Origin of the sequence: Plantactinospora soyae, assembly GCF_014874095.1 — a bacterium.
Classification (GTDB): Bacteria; Actinomycetota; Actinomycetes; order Mycobacteriales; family Micromonosporaceae; genus Plantactinospora; species Plantactinospora soyae.
On record NZ_JADBEB010000001.1, the window covers coordinates 4,579,611 to 4,605,873 of the forward strand.

Annotated in this window: 26 protein-coding genes, 1 pseudogene and 1 riboswitch; of the genes and pseudogenes, 9 read left to right on the forward strand and 18 right to left on the reverse strand. The window is 70.1% G+C overall.

What is annotated here, in order from left to right; genetic code table 11:
* Positions 1 to 98: 98 nt before the first annotated feature.
* Positions 99 to 1,589, reverse strand: a complete 1,491-nt coding sequence (locus H4W31_RS20365) for a CehA/McbA family metallohydrolase domain-containing protein (RefSeq protein WP_192768114.1) — start codon at positions 1,587 to 1,589, stop codon at positions 99 to 101.
* Between the two features lie 225 nt (positions 1,590 to 1,814).
* Positions 1,815 to 3,044, reverse strand: a complete 1,230-nt coding sequence (locus tag H4W31_RS20370) for a DUF5685 family protein (RefSeq protein ID WP_192768115.1) — start codon at positions 3,042 to 3,044, stop codon at positions 1,815 to 1,817.
* A 79-nt stretch (positions 3,045 to 3,123) separates the two neighbouring features.
* Between H4W31_RS20370 and H4W31_RS20375 the strand changes: the two genes are divergently transcribed.
* Together H4W31_RS20375 and H4W31_RS20380 are read left to right on the forward strand one after the other, a co-directional pair.
* On the forward strand, positions 3,124 to 4,263 hold the full coding sequence (locus tag H4W31_RS20375) for a serpin family protein (protein ID WP_192768116.1): 1,140 nt from the start codon (positions 3,124 to 3,126) through the stop codon (positions 4,261 to 4,263).
* Positions 4,264 to 4,605: 342 nt separating this feature from the next.
* Complete coding sequence (locus H4W31_RS20380; RefSeq protein WP_192768117.1) at positions 4,606 to 5,886, forward strand: tetratricopeptide repeat protein; 1,281 nt, start codon at positions 4,606 to 4,608, stop codon at positions 5,884 to 5,886.
* Between the two features lie 82 nt (positions 5,887 to 5,968).
* Here the strand turns inward: H4W31_RS20380 and H4W31_RS20385 are convergent, their stop codons facing one another.
* From H4W31_RS20385 to H4W31_RS20410, 6 genes are all read right to left on the reverse strand, one after another.
* On the reverse strand, positions 5,969 to 6,583 hold the full coding sequence (locus H4W31_RS20385; protein ID WP_225945610.1) for a gluconokinase: 615 nt from the start codon (positions 6,581 to 6,583) through the stop codon (positions 5,969 to 5,971).
* Positions 6,573 to 7,802 (reverse strand): D-mannonate dehydratase ManD, encoded by a 1,230-nt coding sequence (gene manD / locus H4W31_RS20390; protein WP_192768118.1) that lies wholly within the window; start codon positions 7,800 to 7,802, stop codon positions 6,573 to 6,575. Before manD ends, H4W31_RS20385 begins: the two co-directional genes overlap by 11 nt.
* Before the next feature lie 52 nt (positions 7,803 to 7,854).
* On the reverse strand, positions 7,855 to 9,003 hold the full coding sequence (gene dgoD / locus H4W31_RS20395; protein ID WP_192768119.1) for a galactonate dehydratase: 1,149 nt from the start codon (positions 9,001 to 9,003) through the stop codon (positions 7,855 to 7,857).
* Positions 9,004 to 9,015: 12 nt separating this feature from the next.
* Positions 9,016 to 9,834 carry a carbohydrate ABC transporter permease gene (locus H4W31_RS20400; RefSeq protein WP_192768120.1) on the reverse strand — a complete coding sequence of 273 codons (819 nt, stop codon included), beginning with the start codon at positions 9,832 to 9,834 and terminating at the stop codon, positions 9,016 to 9,018.
* A complete protein-coding gene (locus H4W31_RS20405; RefSeq protein ID WP_225945611.1) occupies positions 9,831 to 10,760 on the reverse strand; it encodes a carbohydrate ABC transporter permease in 930 nt (309 codons plus the stop codon). Before H4W31_RS20405 ends, H4W31_RS20400 begins: the two co-directional genes overlap by 4 nt.
* Positions 10,761 to 10,834: 74 nt before the next feature.
* Positions 10,835 to 12,013 (reverse strand): ABC transporter substrate-binding protein, encoded by a 1,179-nt coding sequence (locus tag H4W31_RS20410; protein ID WP_318783294.1) that lies wholly within the window; start codon positions 12,011 to 12,013, stop codon positions 10,835 to 10,837.
* A gap of 249 nt (positions 12,014 to 12,262) precedes the next feature.
* Between H4W31_RS20410 and H4W31_RS20415 the strand changes: the two genes are divergently transcribed.
* Complete coding sequence (locus H4W31_RS20415; protein WP_192768122.1) at positions 12,263 to 13,036, forward strand: FadR/GntR family transcriptional regulator; 774 nt, start codon at positions 12,263 to 12,265, stop codon at positions 13,034 to 13,036.
* A 59-nt stretch (positions 13,037 to 13,095) separates the two neighbouring features.
* Here the strand turns inward: H4W31_RS20415 and H4W31_RS20420 are convergent, their stop codons facing one another.
* The 4 genes from H4W31_RS20420 to H4W31_RS20435 form a co-directional block, all read right to left on the reverse strand.
* Positions 13,096 to 13,464, reverse strand: coding sequence for a transcriptional regulator (locus H4W31_RS20420; RefSeq protein ID WP_192768123.1), 369 nt, complete (start codon positions 13,462 to 13,464; stop codon positions 13,096 to 13,098).
* The gene (locus H4W31_RS20425; RefSeq protein WP_318783295.1) at positions 13,461 to 14,162 is read right to left on the reverse strand and encodes a hypothetical protein; all 702 of its coding nucleotides are present in this window, start codon (positions 14,160 to 14,162) and stop codon (positions 13,461 to 13,463) included. Before H4W31_RS20425 ends, H4W31_RS20420 begins: the two co-directional genes overlap by 4 nt.
* Before the next feature lie 518 nt (positions 14,163 to 14,680).
* A complete protein-coding gene (locus H4W31_RS20430) occupies positions 14,681 to 15,823 on the reverse strand; it encodes a hypothetical protein (RefSeq protein ID WP_192768125.1) in 1,143 nt (380 codons plus the stop codon).
* On the reverse strand, positions 15,820 to 16,359 hold the full coding sequence (locus tag H4W31_RS20435; RefSeq protein ID WP_192768126.1) for an RNA polymerase sigma factor: 540 nt from the start codon (positions 16,357 to 16,359) through the stop codon (positions 15,820 to 15,822). The genes H4W31_RS20430 and H4W31_RS20435 overlap by 4 nt, the downstream gene beginning before the upstream one ends.
* A gap of 137 nt (positions 16,360 to 16,496) precedes the next feature.
* On the opposite strand from H4W31_RS20435, the pseudogene H4W31_RS45020 reads away from it, so the two are divergent.
* The 5 genes and pseudogenes from H4W31_RS45020 to H4W31_RS20455 form a co-directional block, all read left to right on the forward strand.
* Positions 16,497 to 16,614 (forward strand): annotated as a pseudogene (locus tag H4W31_RS45020) (IS701 family transposase); the annotation flags it as partial.
* A gap of 383 nt (positions 16,615 to 16,997) precedes the next feature.
* Positions 16,998 to 18,122 carry a 5-methyltetrahydropteroyltriglutamate--homocysteine S-methyltransferase gene (locus tag H4W31_RS20440; protein ID WP_192768127.1) on the forward strand — a complete coding sequence of 375 codons (1,125 nt, stop codon included), beginning with the start codon at positions 16,998 to 17,000 and terminating at the stop codon, positions 18,120 to 18,122.
* A gap of 189 nt (positions 18,123 to 18,311) precedes the next feature.
* Entirely contained in the window at positions 18,312 to 18,908 is a 597-nt protein-coding gene (locus tag H4W31_RS20445) for a hypothetical protein (protein ID WP_192768128.1), read from the forward strand.
* Positions 18,909 to 19,185: 277 nt separating this feature from the next.
* Positions 19,186 to 19,965: a helix-turn-helix domain-containing protein gene (locus H4W31_RS20450; protein WP_318783296.1), complete on the forward strand. Its 780-nt coding sequence runs from the start codon at positions 19,186 to 19,188 to the stop codon at positions 19,963 to 19,965.
* The gene (locus tag H4W31_RS20455) at positions 19,962 to 20,144 is read left to right on the forward strand and encodes a DUF397 domain-containing protein (RefSeq protein ID WP_192768130.1); all 183 of its coding nucleotides are present in this window, start codon (positions 19,962 to 19,964) and stop codon (positions 20,142 to 20,144) included. Before H4W31_RS20450 ends, H4W31_RS20455 begins: the two co-directional genes overlap by 4 nt.
* Positions 20,145 to 20,181: 37 nt before the next feature.
* On the opposite strand, the gene H4W31_RS20460 is transcribed toward H4W31_RS20455, so the two are convergent.
* On the reverse strand, positions 20,182 to 20,694 hold the full coding sequence (locus H4W31_RS20460) for a VOC family protein (protein WP_192768131.1): 513 nt from the start codon (positions 20,692 to 20,694) through the stop codon (positions 20,182 to 20,184).
* A 62-nt stretch (positions 20,695 to 20,756) separates the two neighbouring features.
* Positions 20,757 to 21,056, reverse strand: a complete 300-nt coding sequence (locus H4W31_RS20465; protein WP_192768132.1) for a CBU_0592 family membrane protein — start codon at positions 21,054 to 21,056, stop codon at positions 20,757 to 20,759.
* 7 nt (positions 21,057 to 21,063) lie between these two features.
* Positions 21,064 to 21,131: riboswitch (guanidine-III (ykkC-III) riboswitch) on the reverse strand.
* A gap of 185 nt (positions 21,132 to 21,316) precedes the next feature.
* On the opposite strand from H4W31_RS20465, the gene H4W31_RS20470 reads away from it, so the two are divergent.
* Positions 21,317 to 22,444 (forward strand): magnesium and cobalt transport protein CorA, encoded by a 1,128-nt coding sequence (locus tag H4W31_RS20470; RefSeq protein WP_225945612.1) that lies wholly within the window; start codon positions 21,317 to 21,319, stop codon positions 22,442 to 22,444.
* A 19-nt stretch (positions 22,445 to 22,463) separates the two neighbouring features.
* Here the strand turns inward: H4W31_RS20470 and H4W31_RS20475 are convergent, their stop codons facing one another.
* The 4 genes from H4W31_RS20475 to H4W31_RS20490 all read right to left on the reverse strand — a co-directional run bounded on the left by H4W31_RS20475 (position 22,464) and on the right by H4W31_RS20490 (position 26,236).
* The gene (locus tag H4W31_RS20475) at positions 22,464 to 23,621 is read right to left on the reverse strand and encodes a magnesium and cobalt transport protein CorA (protein ID WP_192768133.1); all 1,158 of its coding nucleotides are present in this window, start codon (positions 23,619 to 23,621) and stop codon (positions 22,464 to 22,466) included.
* Between the two features lie 303 nt (positions 23,622 to 23,924).
* Positions 23,925 to 24,200, reverse strand: a complete 276-nt coding sequence (locus H4W31_RS20480) for a ubiquitin-like small modifier protein 1 (RefSeq protein ID WP_192768134.1) — start codon at positions 24,198 to 24,200, stop codon at positions 23,925 to 23,927.
* Position 24,201: 1 nt separating this feature from the next.
* Positions 24,202 to 25,287, reverse strand: coding sequence for a WD40/YVTN/BNR-like repeat-containing protein (locus tag H4W31_RS20485; RefSeq protein ID WP_192768135.1), 1,086 nt, complete (start codon positions 25,285 to 25,287; stop codon positions 24,202 to 24,204).
* Between the two features lie 106 nt (positions 25,288 to 25,393).
* Positions 25,394 to 26,236 (reverse strand): isocitrate lyase/PEP mutase family protein, encoded by an 843-nt coding sequence (locus H4W31_RS20490; RefSeq protein WP_192768136.1) that lies wholly within the window; start codon positions 26,234 to 26,236, stop codon positions 25,394 to 25,396.
* Positions 26,237 to 26,263: the final 27 nt, after the last annotated feature.

Sequence of the window (26,263 nt, forward strand, 5' to 3'; positions counted from 1 at the left end):
TCTTTCCCCGTGAGCGGGACCCGTCGCGGTGTCCGCCGACCGTCCCGGTACCCGATCCGGTGCCCGGTTCGGTGCCTGGTCCGGTGTCCGGTCCGGGGTCAGCGAACGTGTACGAAGACCGGGTTCGAGTAGAACCAGAGGTCGCTCCACGGGCTCTCCAGCCCGTCGGCGAGCGGCTCGGCCTCGTCGGTGCTGGTGCCGCGTACCCGGGCGTAGGTGTCGGCCTCGACGTTGCGCAGGGTGTGCCGGATGACGTACTCGGAGCCCTGCTTGCGCCAGTCGCGCGGGCCGAACCGGGCCACGACCTTGGTGGTCGGGTTGGTGTCGGCGTCGAGGTTGGCGTTCGGGCCGGTGATCTGGCCGACGATCAGGTCCACCCGGCGGACCTCCGGCCGGTCGCCGTTGCCGTTCTTGCCCGACAGCGGCCGGAACTTGATCTCGATCTCGACGTCGGTCCGGTTGCGCCGGCTCAGCGTGACGGTCTCGCCGGTCGCCGCCTCGCGGCCCTGGCTCTTCGCGGTGAGGTCGAGGCTGGTGATCAGGTCGCCGGTGGTGACCCAGATCCGGCCGTTGCGCAGCCCGTCCATGATGTCGGCGTAGTCCTGCCGGGCGTGCACGTAGGTCTTGCTGTACTCGCCCGGCCAGAAGTCGGAGCCGCCACGGGTCCAGTGCACGTGCGAGTCCGAGGTGGCGGTGATCCACCAACGCCGGCCCTCACCGAGCAGCGAGTCCCAGAGACCGCCGACCTTGGCGGTCATCTGGTCGAAACCGCCGTGCGTGGGGTAGTTGCCGTAGCCCCCGCGCGCACCGCCGTTGAGCGGGCCCGCCTGGTGTCCGGGGGCGCCCTCGAAACCGACGTAGATCTCCGGCGCCGCGTTGTTGCCGTTGCGGAACTCGCGCGGCGTGTCCTGGCCGTAGACCCCGAAGCCGGTCGCCGACCGCGAGGTGTGGTGGCCGATGACCAGCGGCTTCTGCCGCATGCTCCGGGCGACCTTCAGGAACTCGATCATCTTGGCCTCGGTGTCCCGGCCCGGGTCCGAGGGGAAGGCGTCGTTCTTGGCGAACCGGCTCTCCAGCTCGAAGAGCTGCTTCGCCTCGTCCTCGTGGTGCGGGATCATCAGCGTGTGGTGGTCCTGGGCCGGAGTGTCGAACTCCATTCCCCAGAACTGGAGCACCTCGGGGACGAGCCTGCGCGACCGCAGCAGGTCGGGGTACGCCTGCTCCAGGTTCACCTTCGAGTGCGTCGGGCCGCCGTGGTCGGTGCACATCGCCCAGGTGAGGCCGAAGTTCTTCGCCATGATGGCGTTCGTCACGATCGGGTAGACCGCGTCCGCGCCCTTGTGGAACGTCGGCGGGGTCTTCGAGGTGTCGAATTCGCCGCTGTACTCGGAGTGGATGTGGTGGTCACCGGCCCGCCACACCCGGTCGCGGGAGTCCCCGTGCTGGTTGCCCTTGTCATCGTCGTTGTCGTGCGCGAGCGCCGGGCCGCCCCCGATCAGGGGACTGGCGGCGACCAGCGTCGCGCCGACGCCGGCGTACCGGACGAGTTGGCGCCGCGAGATCTGCGCGCTCTCGGCCTCTTCCTTCATGGTGGAGCCTTCCCTTGAGCCAGCCATGGCTGTGACAACCAGGGAGTCTCAAGGGGTGGGCTGAATACCCGATGAACACCGGAGGCGGCGGCCGAAAACACTGCGCTCCGGCCGCCTGAATCGATCATGATCGCCGTGACCTGCGGATTCGTCCCTCCGGATGGACGATTGGGCACCGGTGACCCGGGTACGACCCCCGCCCGGCAGGCCGGGCCGGTGTCGCGGTCAGCAGTCGCAGGCGCAGCAGGCGCAGGTGCAGCAGTCGCAGGCGCCGCCGTCGCAGCTGTGGCAGGCCCTCGTGCACCAGCAGCGGTGGGAACACGTCTCGCGGCGGGTCCGGCTCCAGCGCGGTTGCCAGAGCCCACAGGTGCAGGTGGTCAGCGCGCAGGCCCCGCCGAGAAGCAGCGGGGCGCCGCATCCGTCCGGTGGTGGCGCCGTCCCGCCCCCGCCCGGGTCGCCGTCCCCGCCCCGCTCCGCTGGCGCGGTGTGCCGGTGCGACTCGGGATGCGGGTACGGGGGCCGGGGCAGCTGACCGGGCGTCCGGAGTTCCGGCGGAGCGGACGGACCGGGTCGGAAGTCGACCGGCGACGGCTGGTGCGCGAGCGTGAAGGTCCGGTCGATGGCGTCGCCGACCTCGCGGACCAACAGTGCCCGGGCCAACGTCCGGTCCCGCAGTTCCACCTCGGCCAGGGCCAGCCGAAGGCCGTGGTGGGCGTCCTCGCACAATCTGCGCGCCTCGGCCAGCCCGGTGCCGCTGGCCCGCAGCGGATTGAACGCGCCCCGGGCGTCGTCGTCTGCGTAGTCCTCGACCGCGTCCAGCAGGTGCGCGATCCGACCGAAGTACCGACCGACCTCGGTCAGCGCCTCGGCGTTGCCCGGTCGACCGGCGAGGATCGCGGTGTGCGCGAAGGCGGCGGCGACGGCGGTCTCGGTCGGTTCGGTCGCGAGCAGCACCGACGCGCCGGGAACGATCGCGCGCTCCAGCGTCGTCTGCCGGGCGACGGCGTCGAGCAGCACGCCGGTGTCGAAGCCGACGGCGTCGCCGGTCCGGGCGCCGGCCTCGGCCCACCGGTCGGCCAGCCTCCCGGCCACCCCGGCGAACGCGGCGACCCGCAACGCGCCGTCCCGGTCCGCGACGTGGTCCCGGGTCTTGCCGGCCGCGAGGACCAACGACACCGCCGCGGCCAGCCGGGCGCCGGAATCGGCGGACGAGAGCACCGAGGCACCCTGGAAGCCGCGCAGTGCGCACGGAGCCGCCCGCCGGTACCGGGCAGGTGCGACACGCTGTGCCTCCAGAAGTACGGAGATCAGCAGGCCGTCGTAGTTGGTCGCCAACCGGGCTCGGTGCCCGTGTTCGTCGCGCAGCGTCAGGCAGAGTCCACAGAGGTGGCCGAGCCAGGCGGTGTGCAGGTTGTCGCACATCCGGTGTCGACACGGCCGTACGATTCCGAACAATGCTCCCCCTGGTCATCTTCCGATGCTGGGCGGAGCCTAACGGCGCCCCGCCGTGGCCGACGACCGGAGGACCCGTCGCATGAGTGTCGAAGCCGCCAACGCCCTCACCGCGCGTTGGGCGTCCACGGTGGACGGGAAGCCGACGGTTTTCTCCGGCGTCGGCGTGTACCCGCTGTTGGCGCTGCTCGCGCCGTACGCCGCCGGAGCCGCCCGGGACGAACTGCTCGCCGTCGCCGGTGCTCCGGCCCGGTTCGACCTCGCCGACTCGCCGACGACCCGGCTCGCGATGGCCGTCTGGTCCCGGCACGACCTGCCGTTGACGTCCGGGTGGCTGGACGCGGTGCCGGAGCCGATGCGGGGCGTACTCACCGGCGACCCGGGCACGGACCAGCCGGTCCTCGACGCGTGGGCGTCCCGGCACACCGACGGCCTGATCCCGAAGATGCCGGTCGCGGTGGACGACGAGACCCAGTTGCTCCTCGCCAGCGCGCTCCTCGTCGTGACGACCTGGGCGGAGCCGTTCCGGGAGCAGTGGGTCCAGCCCGGCTCGGGGCCGTGGCAGGGCCGGGACGTCACCGGGCTGCGTCGCCGTACCCGGGACCTGGGCGTGCTGCGGGTCGTCGACACCGGGGCCGGGCCGCTGACGCTGGTGACCGTCCGGGGCAGCGAGGACGTCGATGTCGTCCTCGCGCTCGGAACGCCGGACCGGAGCGCGGCCGAGGTCCTGTCGGCCGCGATCACCGCGCCCGGCCACGGCCCGGGCCGCGCCGTCACCGACGGCCCCGGCGTCACCGAGCAGGTGGTGACGGCAATGGACGACCAGCCCGAGCTGGAGCTGTCGACGGTCCGGTTCACCGTGGAGGACGACCACGACCTGCTGGCGAACGCCGAGATGTTCGGCCTGCGCAGCGCCACGGACCGCAGCCGGGGCCACTTCCCCGGGATCAGCCCGAAGCCGCTGGCGGTCTCGGCGGCCCGGCAGAGCGCGGTGGCCACCTTCGGGGCGAAAGGGTTCAAGGCCGCGGCGGTCACCGCGATGGCGATGACCGCCGGCTCGTTGCCGCCGAAGCCGACGAAGCGGAAACGGCTGGTGACGGTCACCATCGACCGTCCGTTCGGGTTCCTCGCCGTACATCGGCGGACGGGCCTGGTGCTGGTCGCCGGCTGGGTCGGCGAGCCCGACCCGTACCAGCGGAGCACCGTACCCAGGGGCTTCTGACCGCCCTGTCCGGTCCGACCCCACCGTCGGCTCAGGGGGCGCCGTCGGAGCGAATCGCAGTTGCGGTCGCTCCGGCCGGTGGTCCATGATCTCCGCCATGGTCAACAGGAAGGGCGGCCACCGCCCACTGCGGTGAGCGCCGGAACGCCGACCCGTCGGTCGGTTCCACCCGCCTCCATTCCGGTTCGTCGTGCGCGGTCGCCGACGAGCCACCCCTCGGTCAGTCGCCGCGACGCTCGCGTCGCCGGCCGATCCTCCGGCGTCCGAAGACGCCCGTTTCCGTTTCCCGGGCTGCGGGTCCGTGGCACGGCAGATTCCAGATTCGAGTACGGAGGTTGCGCGTTGAACGATGGCCTGGGTAAGGCGTGGGAGCTGGTGGAGTCCGGTGACGCGGGGGCGGTGGTACAGCACCTGCGGTCCACCGTGGACACGATCGCGCTCGGCGATCTGGCCCGGCTGCTCGAACGGGTGGCCCAGCTGGTCGAGCTGACCGATCTGGCCGCAGCGGCGGCACGACTGGCACAGGATCCGGACCACCCCCAGGCGTTGTACGACTTCGGCTACGCCTGCATCGAACGCGGCCTGGCGTTCGCGGCCGTACCGGCGTTGCGCGAGGCGGTGCGGCGGGTGCCGGACGCGGACGGCGTACTGGCCGAGCTGGTCGTCGCGCTGGAGGAGGAGCATCGGCACGCCGAGGCGGTGGCCGTACTGGAACAGCGGGACGCCACCCTTCCGCCGTGGCCGCACCGCTATCTGCTGGTCTACAACGCGATCATGGCCGGTGACCTGGACCGGGCGACCCGGCACCTCGACCGGTTGCCGGCGCCGCAGGACCGGGACTGGCGGCCGGCCCACCAGCGGGTCCAACTCATGGTCGGCCGGGCCGGTCTGGTCGGCGGTGTCGGTCGGCTCGACGCCCAGGACCTGCGGGGCTGGCACTTCGTACTGACCGGCGGGGTGCTGGGCAGCCTGTCGCCGTACGGGTTCGACGCGGGAATGACCGGCCGGTACGCGTACCAGCAGGACAGCTTCGCGCTCTGCCGGCTCGGCCTGCACCGGTTGGAGTTGATCCTCGACGCCGCTGGCCGGCGGCCCCGGTCGGTGGCGCTACTGCCGGACCGGTCCAGCCGGATCCTGGGCCTCGCGGCGGCGCAGGTGCTCGGCGTGCCGGCGGAGCCGTTCACCGGCGCCCGGCCGGAGAGCGTGGTGGTGGCCTACGACCTGAGTGAAGTCGACGACGGTGGGCTGTTGACCGCGCTGCGCGACCGGGCGGCCGGACAGGTGCTGTTCGAGCACGCCACCTGCTGGACCGACCCGCCGGCGGTGTCCGCCGACGTGAGCACGATGTTGACCCAGGTGGTCGTCGCGCCGTGGGGTGAGCGGCTGCGCCGGGGCCCGGACGGTGGGGTCGAGCGGGGCACCGCCGACGACCGGCCGATCGAGGAGATCGCGGCCGAGATCCTGCGGGACGCGGGCGAACCCGACCCCGGTGACGGTGCCACCCCGGCGGATCCGGACGACGCGCTGGTCGGCTTCGTCTCCGCCGTCGCCGGCCGCTGGCTGGCCGGACCGCGCGACCGGGTCCGGTCACCGGGCCCGGTGCGCAGCTCGCGGTTCGGCTAGATCCGGCCGGTCCGGCCGGCCGGCGGACGGACCAGCCGTCGGCCGGCCGGCCGGGCGACCTTGCGATCTCGCAGGCCGGTCGTCAGGCGTCCGGCAGGGAGACCTTGGTATCCGGTGGGGCGACCTCGTGGGCCGGTCGGCCGGCCGCACCGGGTAGCAGGCCGAGTCCGCTCAGGGCCGCCGCGACCAGTTCCTCCGGGGTCAGTGCGACGTCGAGGGTCAGGATCCGCTCGTCCGGCTGCGGCGGCTCCAGGGTCGCGATCTGCGAGTCCAGCAGGCTGGCCGGCATGTAGTGCCCGGCCCGCCGGGCCATCCGCTCCCGGATCACCTCGGCCGACCCGTCGAGGAAGACGAAGTCGACGCTCGGCGGCCCCTGCCGGAGCACGTCCCGGTACGAACGCCTCAGCGCCGAGCAGGCCAGTACGGTGGAGACCCCCTCGGTGGCGCGTTCGGCCATCCAGCCGGCGAGTTCCCGCAGCCACGGCCACCGGTGCGTGTCGTCGAGCGGCACCCCGGCCCGCATCAGGTCCACATTGGACGCCGGATGGAAGCCGTCCGCCTCGGCAAAGGTCAGCCCGGTGGCGGCGGCGATCCCCTCGGCCACGGTGGTCTTGCCCGACCCGGAGACACCCATCACCACGATGTGTCGGGTCGGAGCGGACTGCGCGGCGGGGCCGGCGGGGCCGTCACCAGTCATGGACCGTGCCGTCCTTGAGCCGGTTGAACGGCAGGTAGGCCGGCACGTACGGAAACTGGTCGGCGGCCGCCTCGTCGAGTTCGACGCCGATCCCGGGCTGGTCGCCGGGGTGCAGGTAGCCGTCGGTGAAGGTGAACGACTGCCGGAACACCTCGTCGGTCAGCGGACCGTGCCGCATGTACTCCTGGATGCCGAAGTTGTGGATCGCCAGGTCCAGGTGCAGGGCGGCGGCCATCCCGACCGGGGAGATGTCGGTCGGCCCGTGGATGCCGGACTTGATCTGGTACTGCGCGGCGAAGTCGAGGAGCTTGCGCATCGCGGTGATCCCGCCGGTGTGCGTGACGGCGGACCGAACGTAGTCGATCAACTGCTCCCGGATCAGCGTCTGGTAGTCCCACACCGTGTTGAAGACCTCGCCGATCGCCAGCGGGGTGGTGGTGTGCTGGCGGACCAGCCGCAGCGACTCCTGGTTCTCCGCCGGGGTGCAGTCCTCCAGCCAGAACAGGTCGTACGGTTCCAGCGCCTTGCCGAGCTTGGCGGCCTGGATCGGGGTCATCCGGTGGTGCCCGTCGTGCAGCAGCGGCAGTTCCGGACCGAACTCGTTGCGTACCGCCTCGAAGACGGTCGGCAGGTGCCGCAGGTAGGCCCGGGTGTCCCAGTCCTCCTCGGCGGGCAGCGGGATGCGCTGGGCCGGCTCGTAGTCGTACCGCTTGCCGTCGGCGCTGGGCTGGGCGGCGACGCCGTACACCGCGTTGATTCCCGGTACCGAGGTCTGTATCCGGATCGACTTGAAGCCCTCGTCGAGGTGGCGCCGGATCGAGTCGAACAGCTCCGGGACGTCCCGCCCGGACGCGTGCCCGTACGCCATGATGCCGGTCCGGGACGCGCCGCCGAGCAGTTGGTACAGCGGCATTCCGGCGGCCTTCGCCTTGATGTCCCAGAGCGCGACGTCCACCGCCGCGATCGCGGCCATGGTGACCGGGCCGCGCCGCCAGTACGCCGACCGGTACAGGAACTGCCAGGTGTCCTCGATCCGGTGCGGGTCCCGCCCGAGCAGCAGCGGCACCACATGGTCGGTCAGGTACGACGCGACCGAGAGTTCCCGGCCGTTGAGGGTGCCGTCGCCGAGTCCGGTGATGCCCTCGTCAGTGGTGATCTTCAGGGTGACGAAGTTGCGATCAGGGCTGGTGACGATCACCTCTGCGGCGACGATCTTCACGACATGCCTTTCTTCCCGGGTGGAATGTGATGGACGGCGGGACGGCGCTGGTTCACCACTCCGCGAAGGAGCCGTCGGGGTGCCGCCAGGTCGGTCCGCGCCAGCTGTGCCCGCGCTTGTCCGCCAGCCGTACGGCGTTCTCGTCGATCTCGACGCCGAGCCCCGGGCCGGTCAGCCGGGCGATGTGCCCGTCGGCGAAGTCGAACGGCGTCCGGTCGACGACGTAGTCCAGCACCTCGGCGTCGGCGTTGTAGTGGATCCCGATGCTCTGCTCCTGGATCAGGTAGTTCGGCGTCGCGAAGCCGACCTGTAGACAGGCCGCCAGGGCGAGCGGTCCGAGCGGACAGTGCGGGGCGAGTTGTACGTCGTACACCTCGGCCAATGCCGCGATCTTACGGACCTCGGTGATCCCACCGGCGTGCGAGACGTCCGGTTGGGCGACCGCGATGCCGGCCTGGAGGACGGGCAGGAACTCCTGCCGGCTGTAGAGCCGCTCGCCGGTGGAGACCGGTGTGGTGGTGGACCTGACGAACTCGCCGATCAGGTGCGAGTTCTCCGGTACGACCGGCTCCTCGAGGAAGAACGGTCGGAACGGCTCCAGCAGCGGGGCGACCCGGCGGGCGTTGGCCAGGGTGAACCGGCCGTGGAAGTCGACCGCGACGTCCCGGTCGTCGCCGAGCACCTCGCGGGCGGCGGCGACCCGGCGGACCACGCCGTCGAGTTCGGCGACGGACGCGACCGGGCTCATCCGGCCGGACGCGTTCATCTTGACCGCGGTGAGCCCGGCGGCGACCTGCTCGGCGATGTGGTCGGCGACCTCGGCCGGCTCGTCGCCGCCGACCCAGCCGTAGACCCGGATCCGGTCCCGGACCGGGCCGCCGAGCAACTGGTGCACGGGTGCGCCGAAGTGCTTGCCGGCGATGTCCCACAGCGCCTGGTCGAGCCCGGAGACGGCACTGGCCAGGATCGGCCCGCCCCGGTAGAACGACCCCTTGGTCATCAACTGCCAGTGGTCCTCGATCCGCAGCGCGTCCCGGCCGATCAGCAGCTCGCTGAGTTGCTCCACGGCGGTGCGTACGGTCTCCGACCGGCCCTCGCAGGTCGCCTCGCCCCAGCCGACGATCCCGCTGTCGGTCTCGATCCGGACGAACAGCCAGCGGGGCGGGACGAGAAAGGTCTCGACCCTAACGATCTTCGTCACTTCGTCTCGACCTCAGCCCTTGGTGGCCCCGGCGGTGAGGCCGGAGACGACGTACTTCTGCACGAACAGGGCGATCACCATGATCGGCAGCGTGACCACCGTCGACGCGGCCATCAGGCCGCCCCAGTCGATGCTCGCGTAGCCGACGAAGTCGAAGATCGCGACCGGCAGGGTCTTGGTGTCCGCGCCGGAGAGCACCAGGGCGAACATGAAGTTGTTCCAGGAGAAGATGAACGACAGGATGCCGGCGGTCGCGATGCCGGGTGCGGAGAGCGGCAGCGTGATCCGGCGGAACGCGCCGATGTGGGTGAGCCCGTCGACCAGCGCGGACTCCTCCAGTTCCAGCGGGAGGCCGTCGAAGAAGCCCATCATGATGTACACGACCAGCGGCAGTGACACGAACATGTGGCTGAGCACGAGGACCGAGAAGCCGCCGACCAACTTCAGGTTGGAGAAGACGTAGTACCAGGGCACCAGCAGCGAGACGCCGGGGATGACCCGGGCCATCAGCACCACCAGGGCCGACTTGCGCATGTTGAACCGGCTCATCGAGTACGCCGCCGGCACGCCCAGGATCAGCGACAGCACGGTGGCGGCGAAGGCCACCCAGAGGCTGTTGCCGATGAACTGGAAGTAGTTCGCCTGGTCCAGGACCTTGCTGTAGTTCTCCAGGACCGGGGTGAAGACGAACGCCTTGCCCGTGTCGTAGATGTCGACGTTCGTCTTGAACGAGGCGGCGACCATCCAGACCAGCGGCGCGAGCAACGAGACCACCACGAGGGCCAGGGCAACCGCCCGGAAGACCTGGTACGGGGTACGGCGGGCCTTCATCGCGCAGCCTTCTTTCGCCGAGAGGTCAGTGCCCACATCGAGCCGATGATGATCAGGAAGAAGATGATGAGGACGGTCGAGGAGATGCCGTACTCGTTGTAGTCGAAGCTCAGGCCGTAGGCGTACACGTTGAGGGTTTCGACCTCGTGGAACGACCCGCCGCCGCGACCCTTCGTGGCGTAGAGGATGTCGAAGGTCTTCAGGGCGTCGATCCCGCGCAGCAGGATCGCGACGATGACCGTCGGCATCAGCAGCGGCAGCGTGATGTGCCGGAACCGCTGCCAGGCGTTCGCGCCGTCGACCCGGGCCGCCTCGTCCGGCTCGTTGGACAGCGAGGTGAGGCCGGCGAGCAGGATCAGGACGACCATCGGCGTCCACTGCCAGATGTCGATGAAGATCGTTGTCGGCAGTGCGCTGTGCTGGCCGGCCAGCCAGGGCTGCGGCCCGATGCCGATCCAGCCGAGCAGCTGGTTCGCCATTCCGATGTTGGGGTCGAAGATGAGCCGCCACATCATGCCGACCGCGACCGGGGTCGCGACCAGCGGCATCAGGATGGCGACCCGGACCCACTTCTCGCCCCGGAACGGCCGCCACAACAGCAGCGCGACCGCCATTCCGAGTACGACCTCGAAGAACAGCGCGACGCCGGTGAACCCGACGGTGCGCAGGACGGCCGGCCAGAACCGGTCGGTGTCGGAGAGGACTTCGAGGTAGTTCGCGAATCCGATGAACTCGGACTCGGCCCGGACCGATCCCTCGGCGTCGGTGAGGCTGAGGTACAGCGTCCAGGCGAGCGGAAAGATGATCAGTGCACCGACGAAGACCATGGCCGGTGCGGCAAAGAGCCACTTGCGGTGAATGTTCGCCCAACGCGTCCAGGCGGACGTGTCGGTCGAGGACGACGGGGTGGATGCGATGACTGCCATGAGGGGTCTCCGGCTTCGGCGGGCCAGGTGACGCGGGGGCGACGGAACTGGTCCGTCGCCCCCGCGCGGTTGGCTTACTTCTCCTCGTCCAGGAGCTTCTGGAAGGCCTCGTGGGCCGCGGTCGTCGAGCCGGCGACGTCCTTGCCGGTGATCGCGTCGACGATCGGCTGGCCGACGATCTCGCGTGCCTCGGCCACCTTCACGACCAGCGGCCGGTCGTGGCCGACACCGTTGGCGGTGCTGACCGCGATGGCGTCCGCGAGGTCCTTCGGGTACGTCGCGATGCCCTCGGGGTTGGCCCAGACCGAGGTACGGGCGCCGGGGACGCCGGCCTTCTGCTGCGCCAGCGCCTGCTCCTTGCCGGCCGCCCACTCGATGAACTTCCAGGCGTTGCTCTGGTTCTCCGAGGACTCGTTGACGCCGAGCGCCCACGACGGGATGTTGTACGGCTTCGAGCCGGCCGGGCCGGCCGGGAACGGCGCGAACCCGACGGTGTCGGAGACCTTCGACTTGGCCGGGTCGGTGGCGTTCTTGTAGAGCGAGTTGGCCTCGGTGTAGAAGGCGGCCTTGCCCTGGGTGAAGATCGCCATCGCCTCGGACCAGCTCATGTCGGTGCTGATGTTGTCCGGGCCGTGGTCCTTGAGCAGCCCGCCGTAGTAGGCGTACGCCTGCTTGGCCTGGTCGGTGTTGACCGTGGACTTGCCGCTGTCGTCGACGAAGTCGCCGCCGAAGCTGTAGAGGAAGCTGGAGAACTGGGTGACCGCAGCCGCCTTACCGGTCCGGGCGACGAAGCCCGCGGTGCCGGCGTTCTCGGACTCGATCTTCGCCGCCATGGTCTTCAGCTCGTCGAGGGTCTTCGGCGGGGCGCTGAAGCCGGCCTTCTGCACCAGGTCCTTGCGGTAGTACAGGACCTCCTGCTCGGTGATGATCGGTACGCCGACCACCTTGTCCTCGTAGCTGGTCGCCTGGACCGGTCCGGCCTGGAAGTCGTCGAAGCCGAAGGCGGCGTTCCCCTTGGCCTTGTCGGTCAGGTCGGCCAGATACTTGTTCTTGGCGAACAGCTTCCCCTCCTGGAGGGGCCGGTACATCATCACGTCGATGTCGCTGGATCCGGCGTTCAGCTTGACGTTGTACTGGTCAGAGAGCTGGTCCTCGCCCAGCTGGGTGACCTCTACCTTCAGGCCGGTCTGCTTCTCGAACTCCGGCAGGGCCTGCTTTATGTTTTCCGTCCAGACGTGGTTGACCAGCGTCACGCGCAAAGTGTTCGACTCACCGCTGTCGTCCCCGCCGCCCCCGCAGGCGGACAGGCCGAGGGCAGCCACCACGGCCAGAGAGGTTCCGATTACCGACCGACGTAACACGTCCATCTCCCCTTCCGTCGCGGCGACCCGCCGTTGGGGCGCCGCAGCGGATGCCCTACATCCGCTTAATGCCGGATGTTAGGCCGATAAACCAGACTTATGCAAGAGATGCCCTCCCACTGATAGGCTTTATTTATGGACATGCCGTCACCAGAGGATGCGTCTGTCCGGCTCGGCACCGCCGAACCGGGCCTGCACGCCCGCGTGCTCGACCTCCTCGGCACGGCCGTCTGCGCCGGCCAGCTTCCGCCGGGGTCCGTGCTCTACATCGACGACCTCGTCGAGCAGTACGCCGTCTCCCGCTCGGTCGTCCGCGAGGTGCTGCGGGTGCTCTCCTCGATGGGACTCGTCGAGTCCCGTCGCCGGGTCGGCACCCTGATCCGGGCCGCCAGCGACTGGAACGTCTTCGACCCCCAGGTCATCCGCTGGCGACTCGCCTCGGCCGGCCGGATCGCCCAGCTCCGCTCGATCACCGAACTGCGGGCTGCGGTCGAGCCGCAGGCCGCCGCGCTCGCGGCCGTCCGGGCGACCCCGCAGGAGGCCAGTGACCTGATCGGACTCGCCGCGAAGATGTGGGCGGCCGGCAAGGCCGGCGACGAGGCCGAGTTCCTCCGGCTCGACATCGAGTTCCACCGGCAGGTGCTGGTCGACTCCGGCAACGAGATGTTCCTGAAGCTGCACGAACTTGTCGCCGAGGTGCTCGCCGGCCGGTACCACTACGACCTGATGCCGCACTACCCGCACGAGGAGGCGTTGCAACTGCACGCCGAGGTGGCGCAGGCGATCCAGCGGCACGACGGCGACCGTGCCAAGGTCGCGATGGTGCAGATCATGGAGCAGGCCATGAAGGAGATGAGCGCGATCTGGGCGCAGACCGAACCCATCCCGGTCACGGGGACGGTTACGCCGGCCTGACCCGGAACCCTTGCCGCAGCTCAACTGCTTTGTCGGTGCCGCTGAGCGGGTCGAGTATGTCAGCGAGCTTTTGGCGCGCTGCTCTGGTGGCGGCGGAGGAGTTCTTGGAGTGCGTTGATCTCGGCGCGTAGCGAGTTCTGCCCTTGTTGGGTGATCTTGATCCAGGTCTTGGGTCGTCGGCCGTGGTAGCCCCGCTCGATCTGGATCAGATTCGCCTCCTCGAGCACGGCAAGGTGTCGGGAGAGGTTGCCGGGGGTGAGTTCGAGTGCGGTGCGCAGGTAGGCGACCTCCACTCGCTCGGATTCCGCCGCGATGGTGAGGATGCCGAGTCGGTGACGCTGGTGGACGGTGTCGTTGAGGCCGTTCGTCGGGTGCCCGGTGCTTCTCGGGTCGGCGGCCGGGGTGTTGGCGTCATTCCCAGTGCTCACGTCGACCTCTTGGACGCCTTCACCGTGTCAATGAGGGCGACGGTGCCACCGACGAGCAGGATCGGTGCCGGCAGCAGGGCCGCCAACATGAAGCTGAATCGGTTTAGATCCCCAGGTTGGAATTCCGTGGTTTGGAAGTAGGTGCTTACCAGGAGGACCGCGGCGGTGTAGCCCAGGACGACGGTCAACAGGCCCCGGCTGCGTTCGAGTCGAGCCAGGACCGCCAGTCCTACTGCGATGACCAGATGGGGGAGCATGCCTCTGTTGGAGATACCCAACAGGGGTGTGGTCGCCCAGCTTGTTGCGGTTGTTACCGGTGACCACGTGTTGAACAACATGAATGGCAGGACGATCGGCAGCACGAGGCCCACCAGGGTGCCCACGATACCGGCGGTGAGGTACGCACGGGTCGGGGTCTGCAGGCCCACCCGGGCGCCGCGCCACCGGTACCACCCGAGGCTGAGTATGTAGCCACCGATGAGTGCCGCCAGCCAGTACCAGCCAAGGGCCGCCGAGTGCTCCAGGAAGTCACCACCGAGGCCGGCCAGCGCGGGGATGGCTTTCACGCCCCGCATGCCGGCCGGTTCCACCGACTCAAGATACAGCGGCGCGGCGATCGCAATGAGCAGACCGAACAGCAGAAGTGGGAACCAGTACGCGTGTCGGGCGGCCCGGGTGCGCCGCCGGAGGGCGGTCACCGACGCAAGGAGTTCCCCCGGTGTGGACTCGGCGTTCGGGCCAGGGTTCGGTTCGTCCGACATGACACCCTCCAGGTTGGATCGATCCCATGCACTGCGCTCCCAATAGGTTTGCATCACAAATCGTTCTGCGCAAGAGTTGGTCTCTCCTGATCCCCCAACACGCTCCTGCCGCCAACAGGCGCCGGGGCGGCGGAACCGCATCCCCGGACCGAGTTGGTCGGCCCGGTCAACCGGCACGGAGCGTGCCCGGGCCTTGGGCAGATGGCGTAGCGGTGCAGCAGACAGGCAACATCACGGCAGCAAAGGCCGTCGAGCGCCGTTCAGCGCCGTTGGGAGCGCAGCCCTGCTCCCAATCTGCTCCCTCAACGCCACCCCACGATCCCGGCGGCGGGCAAGCGACGGGTCAGCTCGGCGCCGTAGGAGCCTGTGCCCTCGACCCCGACCTGCTGAACACCTCCGAGATCCGCGCCGGGTTTGCCTCTCCGCCCCGCCGCCCACCCTCGTCGCCACCTCCGTCAGCCGATACGTCCCACCGTCGGGACGATCGCCCACGACCAGAGATCCTGGCTGCGCAGACCGGCGGGGTACGCCGCCGCGTCCGACCCGCCGCCTCCCGTACCAGCCAGCCTGCCGGTGGCCCGGCCGGCTGCCCGGCCGGTTCCCGGATCGAGCAGCAGGTCGGTGACGGCGCCGCCGTCGACGTGCCGGATCACGTACTGCTCCCGGCCGCCGACGGTGACCCTGGCGGCGCTAAGCCCGTCGAGCCCGGCGAGTACCTGGTAGAGGGCGACCCGTACGGCCGGCACGAGCACCGGATCTGCTGACCGCAGCAGGACTCCCAGCGCCTTGGCCAGCCGACCGTCCGGGGAGTCCGGGCTCCCGGCGAGATCGTCGAGCAGCCGGCTCCGCAGCAGCGCCGGATCGGTTGGCAGCTCAGCGAGCCACTGCGGGGTAGGCAGGCCCAGGCTCGGCCCCTCCACGAGCAGCCTCTGCATGGCTTCGCTTCCCCTCTGGCCGTCTGTCGGCCCCGGGTCCACGTCCTGCCCGTTAAGGCGGGCGTCGAGCACGATCATGCCCCTCGGAGTGAGCCACATCTGATGGTCGATCGGCAGCGGCTCGTGCGGGGAGTTCGGCGCCGCGTTACCGGACCCAGGCGTGGCTCCCGGGCCGCCGGTCGGGGTGCCCGACGCCGTTCCCGCCACCGGCGGGCCGGGCTCGCCGCTGCTCCCCGCCGCCGGCCCGCCGGCGCCGGGAACCGCTACCGTCCGGGTACGGACGTAGATGAACCGCCCGTCGGGAACAGGTACCGGCTCCACTGTCGCGGCCCGGGCGATCAGTTCGTCGAGCGCGGCCCGGACGACGGCCGGGCCCCCGTACGAAACGGCCAGCGGGTCGGCCTGGCCGGGCGGCGTCGCCGGGCGGTCCGGCCCGGCGCCGTTCGGCGGGGCGAGCACCAGACCGGCGCCGAGGGCGAGGCCGGCGACCACCGCCGCGGCGGTGACTGGCAACACCAGCCGGGGACGCCAGGACCGGCGCTGCCGCGCCGCGTGCCCGCTGACGACCGCTCGCCAGGTACGCGCCACCGCCTCGTCGTCGGGCTCGGACAGTCCGGGCGGCAGGTTCCGCACCGCGACCAGGTCGGGATCCGTTCGGTTCATCGGGACTCTCCTTCTACGGAAAGGACGGCACGCACCTTGGTTCGCGCCCGGTGCAGGGCCGACCGAACCGATCCCAGCGGGATGTCGAGCGCGGTAGCGATCTCGCCGTACTCCAGGTCGGCGACCGCGTAGAGCATCAGCACGTCCCGCTGTCTGCGGGGCAGCTCGGCGAGTACCACGCGGAGCCGGGCGACGGACCTCTGCGCGTCGACCCGTTCGGCGCTACGCAGGGCCGGTCCCTCGGCGACCACGTCGATCGGGGCGGCCGTACGCAGTAGCCGGATCTCGGTGCGCAGGTGCCGGCGCAACAGGTTGGTGGCGATGCCGTACAGCCACGGCAGCACCGCGCCCTTGCCCGGGTCGTACCTCTCCCTCCGCTCGTACGCGAGCAGAAAGGTCTCGGCCACCACGTCCTCCGCGACGTCGTCGCCGACCCGCCGCGCGCAGTACCGCAACAGCTCCCGGGCATACCGGTCGAACAACCCGGCGAGGTCACCGGCATCGACGGAATCCCGATCGACGGTGTGCGTTGTCATACCCGCTCTTGCCCCTACCGGCCTGCCGGGTTCCCAGCGGCTCGCGATCCCGTTGTCGTCCCACTTCACCCGGGCTAAGTGATGATGCATCCGTCGCGGTGCGCTGTTCACCGAGTGCGGCGTCTCATCGTCTGTCTATGCGCGACTGGCGGCCTGCTAATAGCCCACATCACCCTCACGATGGCCGCCCACGCCTGGCTGGTCGTCGCCCGGACATTGGTCGCAAAAGGGGAACCGGTCCCGGAGAGCACATGATGATCAGCTGAACACTGACAGGTTCCACCGCCGCCTGAGCTCTACTGCCACTGCTCGTCCTCACGATACAAGTCGGGGATCGGCCCGAGGAGCGCCCATCCCGGCTCTAGTCCCTCCTCGGCGGCTCACGCGGGGCGGCTGTTCACCATCCGCGCGATTCCAGTCGATTCCTGCCTCGCGTCGGCCCCATTGGCCAGGGCGTCTGGGAGCGGGTCGACTTCCTTGCCTGGCCGTCCGTCAGCCGGAACGGGCCGGCCGGACTCGGGGCTGGTGATCATCTAGCCCGCTGTGGCGGACTATGGTTGCCGGATCGCGCCGTCGCGGTACGCGAAGCCGGCGCGTACCGACAAGGAGCCCGCGTACAGAAGCAGAGGGGACCCCCCATGGATGCATCACCCCGACCGCCGTTCCGCGCCGACCACGTCGGCAGCCTGTTGCGGCCGGCGCGACTGCTGAGCGCCAGGCAGGACCGGGCCGCCGGGCGGATCACCGCCGAGGAGTTGCGCGCCGTCGAGGACGACGCGATCCGCGAGGTGGTACGCCTTCAGGAGAGCATCGGCCTGCGTACCGCGACCGACGGCGAATTCCGTCGTACGTCGTGGCACATGGACTTCATCTACCAGCTCGGCGGCATCGACCCGGCCGACGAGAAGCTGACCGTGCAGTTCTACAACGAGGCCGGGGCGCTGGAGTTCAGCTCGGCCGCACTGCGGGTCCACGACCGGGTGACGTTGCAGGACACCATCTTCGGTGACGCGTTCTCCTTCCTGAAGGAGCAGACCACCACCGCGACGCCGAAGCTGACCATCCCGTCGCCGAGCATGGTGCACTACCGGGGCGGCCGGGCGGCCATCGACACCGGCGTCTACCCGGACCTGGACCAGTTCTGGACGGACCTGAGCGCCGCGTACGCCGAGCAGGTCAGCCGGCTCGCCGCACTCGGTTGCACGTACCTCCAGTTCGACGACACCAGCCTGGCGTACCTGAACGATCCCCGGCAGCGGGACATGGTGGCGGCGCAGGGCGGCGACCCGGAGCACCAGCATGAGCGGTACATCCGGCAGATCAACGCGTCGCTGGCCGGCCGTCCGGAGGGCATGTCGATCACCACGCACATGTGCCGGGGGAACTTCCGGTCCTCCTGGGCGGCCGAGGGCGGGTACGACTTCGTCGCCGAGGCACTCTTCACCCAGCTCGACGTCGACGGCTTCTTCCTGGAGTACGACGACGAGCGCTCCGGCGACTTCGCTCCGCTGCGGTTCGTGCCGCCGGGCAAGAAGGTGGTGCTGGGCCTGGTCACCACCAAGCGCGGCGAGCTGGAGAGCAAGGACGACCTCAAGCGCCGGATCGACGAGGCAGCCCGGTACGTCCCGTTGGAGCAGCTCTGCCTCTCCCCGCAGTGCGGCTTCTCCTCCACTGTGGAGGGCAACGCGCTCACCCAGGAGGAGCAGGTCGCCAAGCTCCAGCTCATCGTGGAGACCGCGCAGGAGGTCTGGGGCGACAAGTAGTCAGCTCTCGGTATCGAATCTGGCGTGACGAGGCGGTACGACCTGACCGGCGCGCGATGGGTGGCCCTGGAAGTTCCGCCGCCCATCGGCGCCGGCAGGGTCGTCCGCCCTGCTGACTCTTGAAGGCGAGCCCCGGCGTGGCGGTGCTACACCGGTAGGGTCGACAGGCAGAGACGGAAGGGGCGTCGGATGCGCGGGTGGCTGAGATCGGTGGGCCTCGCGGTGTCGATGCTGGTCGGGCTGGTGGCCCTTGCCGGTTGCTCCGACGATCCATCGGGGCCGGGGGTGGCGGCATCGCCGACGGTCTCGCCGAGCCCGACCCCGACGCCCGATCCGGCGGTGCTCGACTGGGTCGGCAAGACCTGCACCGCCCACGATTCGCTGCTGAACCTGCCGCAGACCTCGCTGACCATCGACAGCGCGTTCTCGGAACGGGAGCGGCCCCAACTGGTCCGGCACCTCACCGCGCTACGCGACAGGTTCCGGACGGCGCGGACCACGCTCGACGGCCTGCGGCCGGCGCCGGTCCCCGGCGGTGACGACCTGATCACCGTCGAACTCGCGCCGCTCGACGAGATCCTGGACAAACTCGATGAGTACCTGGGAAACGCCAAGGTGTTTCCGTCCGAGGGCATGAAGGCGGTGTTCACCCTGGCGCAGGTCGAGTCCGTCTCCTTCGAGCGGGACACGGCCGGCGTACGCCGGGTGCTCGACGCGAACCCCGCCCTGGCCGCCGCGTACGGGCAGCACGACGAGTGCCGGGTTCCCGAGCCGACGTCCTCGTGACCGGCGCCTGGTCGCCGGAAGATTGTCAGTAGTCGCCGGTCGTCTGTTAGCCATTTCAGGAGGGCTCGACGGCCGGCAACCTGGATCAGTTCGAACTGCGATTCATAGCCACCGCCGAGGTGTTATGAGCGGGATCGATTCTCTCCTTTCCACTCTGGACTCGGCCGCCAGATCAGTGGAAAATGGGCCACCTGCAGCGCTCGATATTCCGAGGTCAGGCACTGAAGTGGCGCGTCAGGGAACAATTTGCTCCCTGGCGAGAAAGGTCCGGTAATAAGTGAGGAACAATGGTCTTCCACGCATCATCAAGTTCCTGCGGATGACTAACGGGGTAACCCAGGAGCGGCTTGCCGAACGCCTGCGGGTCAGCACGTCACTCGTCGCCAAGTTCGAAACGGCCCGGCTCGTGCCGATGCCGGACACCGCGAGAAACCTGGACGAGGTGTTCGGCTCCGGAGAGCTGATCCAGGAGTTGGCGGTCGACGCCCGGAAGGGTGTGCCGCCCGAGTGGTTCCAGCCGTGGCCGGAGATGGAACTCGAGGCCTTGTCGCTCCGGTTCCACGGGCCCAACTTCGTCCCCGGCCTGCTCCAGACCGAAGAGTACGCGCGGGCGGTACTCAACGCGGGCCTGCTCAATCCCGACGAGGCCGAGGAACGCCTGGCACTTCGGATGCAGCGCCAGGCGGCCGTGTTCGGCCGGGAGAAGCCGCCGATCTGCACCTTCATCCTCGACGAGTTGGCGCTGATGCGGGGCTCGCCGACGCTGATGAAGCCCCAACTGGAGAAACTGGCCGAGTGGTCGACCCGGCAACTCGTCTTCGTCCACGTCGTACCGCGATCCGCCGGACTGTACGTCGGACAGACCGGTCCCCTCGTACTGGCGGCGCTGCCCGGCGGAAGTGAGGCGGCGTACCTCGAAGACCAGGCGGCGGGGCGGGTGATCAGCGAGCCGGACAACGTCGCCGCGATGGTGCGGGTCTGGGACGCGATACGCTCGGTGGCACTTCCCCGAGACATGTCCCGGGACCTGATCGTGAGGATGGCGAGCGAGCTATGACCCCGAACTGGCGGAAGGCGACGAGGAGCAACACCAACGGCGGCGAATGCGTCGAGGTGGCCGACAACCTGCCGGGCCGGGTGCTGGTCCGGGACAGCAAGGACCAGCGGGGACCGGCCCTGAGCTTCGGACCGAACGCCTGGCGCGCGTTCGTCGTCGAGGTCGCCCGCCGGCCGTAACACGCCGACCAGCGCACGACGACGTCGCGCTCCCCGGTCAGCCGGGCCGGGCGAATCCGCCCCTCGGCGCGATGAGTTCGAGGTTGGTTCCGTCCGGATCGCTGAAGTACGCCACCTGGGTGCCGGCCGCGTCCGGCGGCGACACCTCCTCGACCGTGAAGGTGTACGGCGGGCCGAGGAACTCGAACCCGGCGTCCCGCATCCGGTCGTACACCGCCGGCAGGTCGTCGACCTCGAAGCAGAGGTGCATCGCGCCGGGCCGGTTCGCGCCCATCTTCGCCGGCTCGCCGACCGGCTCCTGGAACTGGATCAGGTCGATGCCGAGATTGTCGAGCCGGAGGGTGGCGTACCGCAGTCGGGTCGTAGCCAGGCCCTGGGACCGGGCGAACCCGGCACCCTGCATCGTCTCGTCGCGTACCACCGGTTCCAACCCGGTGAGCGCCTGGTAGAAGGCGACCGAGCGGTCCAGGTCGGCGACGGAGATCCCGACGTGTGCGGCCGTACGGAGCCCGATGGAGACCGTCGACGGATCCGGAACGGCGTTCGTCATCACGCCTCCCTCCGACGTCCCGGCGACCGGGTCTGTTGAGGTCAACGTAACGTCCGGCGGTGTCAGTGGGCAGGCGAATCCAGCCGTTGGCTTCCGGTGGGCCCGGTCCCGGTCGCGGTGCCGTCGGCGCGGCGGGCGACCCGGACCAGCGAGATCGTGGAGATGATCGCCCAACTTCCCTCCAGCAGCAGGAATCCCCACGACTGGTGCAGGAGTGCGATCACCGCCAGCACCGCCGAACCGACGATGTTGAGCAGCAGGTAGCGCACGGAGTGCGGGGAGAGGCGACCGGTCTGGGCGGCGGCGAAGGCCGAGATGATCAGCAGCGAGCCGCCGACCTCGATCAGATCAACAAGAGTCATGATTTTCTACGCGCCGTCTTTGCCTGGCCGGGTACGGCAGCGCTCTCGTCCGGGGCGGTCGCGTATCGGCGCCGCCTAGTGATCAAGCCTAGCTCCGGTCGACCGCCCTCGCCTCAACCGGTGTGGAACCTCACCCGCCCGGAACCCGCCCGGAACTCGCCCGGAACCCGCGCCGCACCACTGGACCCGGGTACCGGTCGAGAAGCCGATGGATGGTTCGATGCACGCCAGTGGCCACGCGAGGGAAGGGACATCCGGGGATGACGGGGTACGAACGGAACGCTGGTCTCGGCGGTACGCGGACCCGGTGGGCCGAGCCGGTACGCCGGGTGATGGCCCGGATGTTCAACGTCGACGGGTCGCCCGCGTACTCCTCGGGGCCGGACACCCAGAACGCGGAATGCGTCGTGGACTGCGCGACGTACGTCGACGGCCGTCGGATGCCGGGGCGGCCCGACTACCGGGACGCGGCGGCGGCAGCGCGCCGGGGTCGGGGCTTCGTCTGGTTGGGGCTGCACGAGCCGACGGCGGAGGACTTCGCGCCGATCGCCCGGACGTTCGGGCTGGACGACCTGATCGCCGAGCACGCGCTCAACCGTGATCACCGGCCGGCTGTCGAGCGGTACGACCAGGTGACCGTGATCGTGCTCCGCACCACCCGGTACGTCGAGCACTCCGAGTTGACCGAGACGTCCGAGGTGGTGGAGACCGGATCGGTGACCGTGTTCGTCGGCCCCCGGTTCGTGATCACCGTCCGGCACGGCGCACCGGGCGCGTTGGGTCCGGTCCGGGCCGACCTGGAGGCCCGGCCCACCCTGCTGGTACTCGGCCCGTGGGCGGTCGCCTACGCGGTCTGCGACCAGCTCATCGGCACGTACGTCCAGGTGGCCGCCGCCGTGGAGGCCGACATCGACGCGGTGGAGGAGCAGGTCTTCGCCCCCGGCCGGAGCCGGGACCGGATCGCGCACATCTACCAGCTCAAGCGGGAGCTGATGGAGTTCAAGCGGGCGGTGGCGCCGCTCCAACGCCCGTTCGCCGCGCTGCTCGAGGACCGGGAACTGCCGAGGCCGGTCGTCCGGTACTTCCGGGATGTCAACAGCGTGCTGGTCCGGACGGTGGAACGGGTCACCGCCTACGACGACCTGCTGAACTCGATCCTCCAGGCGCGGCTGGCGCAGGTGTCGGTGGACCAGAACAACGACATGCGGAAGATCGCGGCCTGGGCGGCGATCTTCGCGGTGCAGACCTTCATCGCCGGCATCTACGGGATGAACTTCGAGGCCATCCCGGGGCTGAAGGCGTCGTACGGCTTCTGGGTGGTGCTGGTGGTGATGCTGGTCGGTGCGATCGCGATGCACCGGGGCTTCCGGCGCAACAAGTGGCTGTGACCGGCACCCGAACCGGTGGTCAGAGCCAGTCGCGGCGCTTGAAGAGGATGAACAGGGTGGAGCAGACGACCAGCATCAGGAACAGCGCGAACGGATAGCCGAGGGTCCAGTGCAGTTCGGGGATGTGGTCGAAGTTCATCCCGTACACAGTGCCGATCACCGTCGGGGCGAACAGGATCGCGGCCCAGGCGGAGATGCGCTTGATCTCCTCGTTCTGGGTGTAGCTGGCCTGGGTCAGGTTCTTGACCTCTTCGTTCTGCGACTGCGAGACCAGCGTGGCGTTCAGGGTGAGGATGTCGCCGAGGATCAGCCGGAACTCGTTCACCCGCTCCGAGGCGGTGGTGGCGTGGTCGGCCACGTCGCCCAGCAGGCGCCGCAGCTCCTCGTCGGTGCCGTACTTCTCGAAGCCGGCGGTCAGGCCCGACAGGATGTCCAGCAGGGGCCGGGTCGCCCGCTGGAACTCGATCACCTCACGGGAGAGTTCGTAGATCCGGCGGCTCACCCGGGGATCGCCGCCGAAAACCTCGGTCTCGATCTCGTCGATGTCGTTCTGCAACCCGCCGACCACCGGGGCGTACCCGTCGACCACGCTGTCCAGGACCGCGTACAGCACCGCCTCCGGACCACGGCGCAGCAGGTCGGGATCGTTCTCCATCCGACGCCGTACGGCGGTCAGGTCGGGAGCCTGGCCGTGCCGTACGGTCAGCACGAAGTTCGCGCCGACGAAGATGTGCACCTCGCCGAAGTCCACCTCCTCCGCCTCGTCGAGGTAGCGGGCGGCCCGGAGCACCACGAAGAGCGTGTCGCCGTACCGTTCGAGCTTGGGGCGCTGGTGCGCGACGATGGCGTCCTCGATGGCCAGCTCGTGCAGCCCGAACTCCTCGGCCACGGTGAGCAGTTGCGCCTCGGTCGGCCGGTACAACCCGATCCACGCCATCGTGTCCGGCTGGTCCCGCAGCCGCTGGCAGGTTTCCGCGAGGTTGGGCGGGCCGTCCACCCGCTGGCCGTCCCGGTAGATCGCCGAGGTGACGACGCTCTCCTCGGCGGGCTGGGCCTGCTCGACCTCGCCGCCGCGCGGGTCCATGGAGAGTTCCGGCGGCGACTGCGGATACCGGTCCTGCGAGCGGCGCAGAGCCCGCTTCGCGGGACGCAGGGCGCGTGAACGCCAGTCGGGCATGGAACGCCTCCACAACGACGACATCGAGCGACACGTGCGGGGATCCCACGGAAGACTGGTGTCCTGTCTCCGGCCGACGCCCCGGCCCGGGCCGCCGTCCCATCCCACGCCTGCCCCCGGCCGAGGACAACCAACCGCCGGCCAACACCAGGAAGATGTTGACCAACAATCACCACGGTAGGCCGACCGGCGGCCGTTCGCACCCCGAGTCGGCGGACCGCCCGAACCCGCCTCGCGGGTCGGGGTGGCGGGCCGGGGCCGTGGCCCGGTGGGCGGTGCGCCCGTAGTCGCTCCGGTGGCCGGTCAGCCGCCGGCGACCGAGGGGATGACCTGGATCTCCGCGTCGTCCCGGACCGGGGTATCGAGACCGCCGGACTGCCGGCAGTCCTCACCGTCGACGTACACGTTGACGTAGCGGCGCAGCTTGCCCTGTTCGTCCCGGATACGCCGGGTCAGCCGGGGCCAGTGCAGATCCATCTCGTCGAGTACGGCGCGCAGGGTGCCCGCCGCGCTGACGCTCAACCGGCTTTCGCCGGCCGTGTCGGTCCGCAGTGCGCCGGGCACGAGTACGGTGACCACCTCACACCTGCGCAGCCCGGACGCAGAGCACGTCGGGCAGGTGGGCGGCGACCAGTGACCACGAGTCGCCCTCGTCCCCGCTGGCGTAGACCTCGCCGGACCGGGTGCCGAAGTAGACGCCGGCCGGGCGCAGGTCGTCGACGCACATCGCGTCGCGCAGCACCACCGGGTAGTACGGCCCGGTCGGCAGCCCGTTGCTCAACGGCTCCCAGGTAGTACCCGCGTCGGTGGAGCGGAAGACCCGGCATCGCCGGTCGACGGGAAAGCGCTCACCGTCGGCCACCAGCGGAAAGCTGAAGATGGTCCCGCTCCGGTGCGGATGGGCGACCATCGCGAACCCGAAGTCGCTCGGCAGCCCGTCGGCGATCGACTTCCAGGTGACGCCGCCGTCGCGGGACCGGTAGACGCCGTGGTGATTCTGCGCGTAGAGCAGCTCGGGGTCGCCGGCGTCCCGGGCGACCTTGTGCACGCACTGGCCGAACTCGGGCCACTCGTCCGGCAGGAAGTAGGCGCGGATGCCGGTGTTCTGCGGTCGCCAGGAGGCGCCGGAGTCGCCGGTGCGGTAGACGCCGCCGGTCGACATGGCCACCAGGACCTGCGCCGGATCGGCCGGGTGCGGAAGCACGGTGTGTACTGCCTGGCCGCCGAAACCGCCCTCCCACTGCTCGCGGTGCGGATGGTCCCAGAGCGGGCGGACCATCTCGTAGTGGATCCCGCCGTCGTCCGACCGGAAGAGCGCCGACGGCTGGGTGCCGGCGTAGACCACGTCCGGCTCGTCGGGGGTGCCGGGGGAGAGCTGCCAGACCCGTTCCAGGCTGGCGCCGGTGCCGTCCGGGAAGGCCAGCGGCGCCTCCGCCGGCTCGTGCCAGGACTCGCCAAGATCGTCGCTGGTCGCCACGCTCGGGCCGAAATGTGAGCTGGTGACTCCGGCGAGCAGCCGGGGCGTCGCCCGCCGTTTGTCGATGGCGACCGCGTACACGCCGGTCATCGAGAAGTGCGGGCCGCTGATCTGCCAACTCCTGCGGTCGTCACCGCTGGTGGCGAGGAAGAGGCCCTTGCTGGTGCCGATGGCGAGCAGGGTTGTCATGATCATCCCTCCGATCGGTCATACGCTGTCGATTTCCGCTGGTCAGTATGCCCACGGGCACCGACAGAACCGGGCGACAGCCGCCGCGGCGATGCGGGTTCGGAACCTACCGGGCAGGGTCCGGCCAGAGGCGGTTCATCTGGGCGTAGCCCGGCACGTCCCGGCCGAACCGGAAGGTGCCCGTCTCGTGGATCTCCCGGGCCGCGTCGACGAATGCGCTCAGCGCCACCCGGGCCAGCGTCGAGCCGACGCTCACCCGGCGTACGCCGCAGTCGGCGAGCATCGCCACCGTCACCGCGGGCGCGCCTCCGGCCAGCGCGTTCACCGGCCTGCCCACCGCCGCGCAGACCGAGCGGACCGCGTCGAGATCGGGCAACCCGGGTGCGTACAGCACGTCGGCGCCGGCTGCCTCGTAGGCCCGCAGCCGGCGGATGGTGTCGGGCAGGTCCGGCCGGCCGTAGAGGAAGTTCTCCGCCCGGGCGGCCAGGGTGAAGGGGAACGGAAGGGCGCGGGCCGCCGCCACGGCCGCCTCGACCCGGCGTACCGCGTCGGCGACCGGCAGGATCGGATCGGCGGGATTCCCGGTGGCGTCCTCGACCGACCCGCCGACGGCACCGGCCTCGGCGGCCAGCCGGATGGTCTCGGCGACCTCGTCCGGCGAGTCGCCGAAACCGCTCTCCAGGTCGGCCGCCACCGGTAGCGGGGTCGCGGCGGCGATCGCCCGGATGTTCTCCAGCGTCTCGGCCCGGCTGACCAGACCCGCCCCGTCCCGGCGGCCGAGCGCGAAGGCGAGACCGCCGCTGGTGGTGGCGAGCGCGGGGAAGCCCAACTGGGTCAGGACCCGCGCGCTGCCGGCGTCCCAGGGATTCGGGATCACGAAGGTCGGCCCCTCGTGCAACCGCTGGAACGCGACGGCGCGGCGGTGCTGGTCGGCGGCGTCGAGGCTCATCGGGTGGCATCCTCTCCGGGGTACGGC

Excerpts from the sequence above, each read along its gene's own strand:
- H4W31_RS20460 (WP_192768131.1), bottom strand. The coding sequence starts at position 20,694 with ATGACGAACGCCGTTCCGGATCCGTCGACGGTCTCCATCGGGCTCCGT.
- H4W31_RS20415 (WP_192768122.1), top strand. The coding sequence starts at position 12,263 with ATGCCGTCACCAGAGGATGCGTCTGTCCGGCTCGGCACCGCCGAACCG.
- H4W31_RS20465 (WP_192768132.1), bottom strand. The coding sequence starts at position 21,056 with ATGACTCTTGTTGATCTGATCGAGGTCGGCGGCTCGCTGCTGATCATC.
- H4W31_RS20375 (WP_192768116.1), top strand. The coding sequence starts at position 3,124 with ATGAGTGTCGAAGCCGCCAACGCCCTCACCGCGCGTTGGGCGTCCACG.
- H4W31_RS20490 (WP_192768136.1), bottom strand. The coding sequence starts at position 26,236 with ATGAGCCTCGACGCCGCCGACCAGCACCGCCGCGCCGTCGCGTTCCAG.
- H4W31_RS20470 (WP_225945612.1), top strand. The coding sequence starts at position 21,317 with ATGACGGGGTACGAACGGAACGCTGGTCTCGGCGGTACGCGGACCCGG.
- H4W31_RS20400 (WP_192768120.1), bottom strand. The coding sequence starts at position 9,834 with ATGAAGGCCCGCCGTACCCCGTACCAGGTCTTCCGGGCGGTTGCCCTG.
- H4W31_RS20440 (WP_192768127.1), top strand. The coding sequence starts at position 16,998 with ATGGATGCATCACCCCGACCGCCGTTCCGCGCCGACCACGTCGGCAGC.
- H4W31_RS20475 (WP_192768133.1), bottom strand. The coding sequence starts at position 23,621 with ATGCCCGACTGGCGTTCACGCGCCCTGCGTCCCGCGAAGCGGGCTCTG.
- H4W31_RS20385 (WP_225945610.1), bottom strand. The coding sequence starts at position 6,583 with ATGACTGGTGACGGCCCCGCCGGCCCCGCCGCGCAGTCCGCTCCGACC.
- H4W31_RS20485 (WP_192768135.1), bottom strand. The coding sequence starts at position 25,287 with ATGACAACCCTGCTCGCCATCGGCACCAGCAAGGGCCTCTTCCTCGCC.
- H4W31_RS20430 (WP_192768125.1), bottom strand. The coding sequence starts at position 15,823 with ATGAACCGAACGGATCCCGACCTGGTCGCGGTGCGGAACCTGCCGCCC.
- H4W31_RS20405 (WP_225945611.1), bottom strand. The coding sequence starts at position 10,760 with ATGGCAGTCATCGCATCCACCCCGTCGTCCTCGACCGACACGTCCGCC.
- H4W31_RS20365 (WP_192768114.1), bottom strand. The coding sequence starts at position 1,589 with ATGAAGGAAGAGGCCGAGAGCGCGCAGATCTCGCGGCGCCAACTCGTC.
- H4W31_RS20435 (WP_192768126.1), bottom strand. The coding sequence starts at position 16,359 with ATGACAACGCACACCGTCGATCGGGATTCCGTCGATGCCGGTGACCTC.
- H4W31_RS20455 (WP_192768130.1), top strand. The coding sequence starts at position 19,962 with ATGACCCCGAACTGGCGGAAGGCGACGAGGAGCAACACCAACGGCGGC.
- H4W31_RS20445 (WP_192768128.1), top strand. The coding sequence starts at position 18,312 with ATGCGCGGGTGGCTGAGATCGGTGGGCCTCGCGGTGTCGATGCTGGTC.